Source organism: Dethiosulfatibacter sp. (genome assembly GCF_983023055.1).
This window is the reverse complement of record NZ_CEZJXU010000316.1, coordinates 1-3,138: the sequence shown is the minus strand read 5'-3', so window position 1 is coordinate 3,138 and position 3,138 is coordinate 1. Positions and strand designations below refer to the sequence as shown.

At 36.8% G+C, this 3,138-nt stretch carries 1 protein-coding gene and 1 pseudogene; both read right to left on the bottom strand.

Features of this window, described 5'->3' with window-relative positions:
- A partial coding sequence (locus AC3AX0_RS10235) for an SNF2 helicase associated domain-containing protein (protein ID WP_487550193.1) occupies positions 1–2,506 on the bottom strand: 2,506 nt, incomplete at its 3' end.
- A 249-nt stretch (positions 2,507–2,755) separates the two neighbouring features.
- Positions 2,756–3,138 (bottom strand): annotated as a pseudogene (locus AC3AX0_RS10230) (iron-containing alcohol dehydrogenase); the annotation flags it as partial.

The window sequence follows — 3,138 nt, the reverse complement described above, 5'->3', positions numbered from 1 at the left end:
TCTTGTCAGGAAGCTCCTTGAGAACATCGCCCTTCATCCTTCTCATTATGAAGGGGGAAATCCTTCCCTTAAGCTCCCTAAGCTTGTCCACATCCTTATCCTTGATTATTGGCTTTTCAAAATTCTTTCTGAATTTTGTATAGCTTTGAAGGTATCCCGGCATTATGAAATCAAATATTGACCACAGCTCCGCAAGAGAGTTTTCTATTGGTGTTCCAGTCAAGGCAAACCTCTTAACCGCCTTCACCTGTCTTACTGCTTTAGAAGTTTTGGACATATTGTTTTTTATATGCTGTGCTTCATCCAGTATACAACAATACACTTTCATGTGCTTGTATATGTCCGCATCATTCCTAAATGTAGCATAGGATGTAATTATTATATTTGCATCGGTATTTTCAAGTCTTTCATCCCTAAGCTTCTTGATGCCTGCAATTATTTCAGCTTTCATTCCAGGAGTAAATTTGTTGATTTCTTCTAACCAGTTGTATAGCAACGATGTTGGCACTATAACCAGAAATCGTCTGCTGCTGTCGGCAAGAATTTCAGACTTCATATATGTCAGCATCTGAACAGTCTTTCCAAGTCCCATCTCGTCGGCAAGTATTCCTCCAAAATTAAAAGAGGAAAGATTCTTGACCCAGTTGAATCCAGTCACCTGGTATTCCCTCAGATCGCAATTCAAGCCCTCGGGCAGTTCATAGCTTTCATCTTCAGGCTCCTTGATTCTCATTATGAGTTCTTTGAACAGCACATTTCTTTTATAATGCTTAAGATCCAATTTTTCCATCTTTTCATTGATATAAAAAGCCTTGCTGCTGTGTATTTTCACAAGACCCTCGGCAAAGGAGTCGTCTCCCAGTTCAAGATTGTGAAGAACCTCTGCCATGGTATCGAATATCTCTTCTTCTAGACTCAAAAATGATCCATCCTTCAGTCTGTAGTATTTCTTCTTTTCCCTCAATGTATCCAATATGTCAGGGATTTCCTCCTGAGATATACCTTCGATTGAAAACCCGAAATCAAAATAGTTCATGTCTTCATTCATGAAAGTATCTACATGTACCGAAGATTTGTCCCTCAGTTCAATGGAATTGAAATCATCCGAATAATAAACCTCTATCTTGTCTGTAAGCTCCGGGAGTCCTCCCACTACAAACTTGTAGACATCCTGTTCCCTCTTGATATGATAACTGTCGTTAAGCACCTTGAAATCGGAATTTTCAAGTATTGACATTATCTTGTTTTCAAGTTTAAGGTCCCTTATTACCATGTCGTCCTTGGCAGTCTTCGTCTCAATACCTGTTAAGGAATCGAATACATATTCGCCGTAAATATATTTAAGTTTAGCCTTTATTCCATTGCCGTCCTTGTCCAGATAAAGCTTAGGCTGACATTTTCTGCTATAAATTTTTTCCTTTAATTCCCTGTCTATTTCAATCTTGTTGGTTTCACTAATTGTAGGATAGAGATAAGACATGAAACTGTTTATCTTTTCCCTTGATATGACAAGGCTCTCCTTCTTGTTTTCCAGCTGGCTCAATACAGGTCTCAAATTGTCTCTCTGTCTGTCTGTAATCCTATATATGGTGTCCTTGTAAAGAATGACGGAATAGTCATCAGTAAGGATGGTTATATTCTTCATATCCCTTACTGCAAATCTTATATAGTCTCCGTAGCTTGCAATATCGAAAACCAGGTCTATATCTCCTTTGACTGTAGCCGTTTTTTTATATTTCAAATAATCGGCCTTCATCTCTACACTGTCTCCGTCAAGAATATCTATGAATTTAGTAAAATTATTATTCGTAAGAAGTATACTCTTTCCACTTATGAAGTCCACGTGGTAAGCAGTCCAACTATAGTTTTTAATATAGTTTATTTCACTGACAATATCCCCAATGAGATCCATTGCCATTGCATCCTTCCTGTCGAAGTATTCGTTCGTGGGATCATAGGTAAAGCTTTTTCCGAATTCAAATTCCTTGCCTGATTTATAGGCTTTCAAAAATCCTCTTACATCCTTTAGAACATAAAGCTGCTCCGTTCCAAGTTTCACGGAAAGAATCATATTTTTCCTGTATTTGTCAAAATCTATAAAGTATTTTACATTTATTTTTTTCTTTCCCTCGGCACGATCCATATCTTCAAAAATTGTATATTGGGAAAGTATATTGTCAAAAACATCCGTATTGTTCCTTTTACGCTTGACCTTTATGTCGATTTGGTTCTGGTTCTTCAAAAACAAAAATGCAGCAACTATATGCTTGCATACTCCTCCCCATGTTTCATAGGCAGGACACTCGCATTTGGCGTTGACATACTTTTCATCAACCAAAAATACCTTCACCTTGTAATCCCTGGTTCCACGTACAGTAGCCTGTACAGTTTCGCTGATTCGGTTATATGAAACACTAGAAACAAGGCCTGACTTGTAATAGTCAACCCCTTTCTCAAATACATCTATATTATTCGCCAAATCGATAATATCGCCAATATCAAGCATCTTCAAACTCCTTTTGAATTCATCCCGATATTACTATTATATCAGAAATTAACGTTTACGTATAAATTATTTCAAAAATAAAAACTCAACAACCTACTCCCTCACTAGCAGGTTGTTGAGTTTTATAATAATATTGTACTATTCCCTCAATCAATAAAATATATCTATATTAGTACCTATCTATTGTACAATGTTTTCTCAGGTATTTCAAGGACTAATTCGTTCTCAAGATAACGTTACCATTTTTTTCTAATCATCGCTATCATCATAAGCTCTCCTGAATATTTTAATATAATCTTCCTTCCCAATCTTTCTAGGATTGTTAAGAGAAGATGCATTCCTGTCAGCCATATCTGCAAGCATTAAAAAATCCTCTGGAATTACATTGAGAGATTTAATATTTGGCAAGCCAATCCTTCTGGACAATATCTTTATATGCTCTATTCCTTCACTGGCTGTCATGAGGTCATTGGGACCATATACATTCATGTAGTTAGCCATTGTAGCATATTTCTTTTCAGACTTGATAACATTATATTCCATAACATAGGGCAAAATAACCGAATTACACATTCCGTGAGGTGCATCATACATGCTTCCAAGAGCCTCCGCCATACAGTGAACAGCTCCTA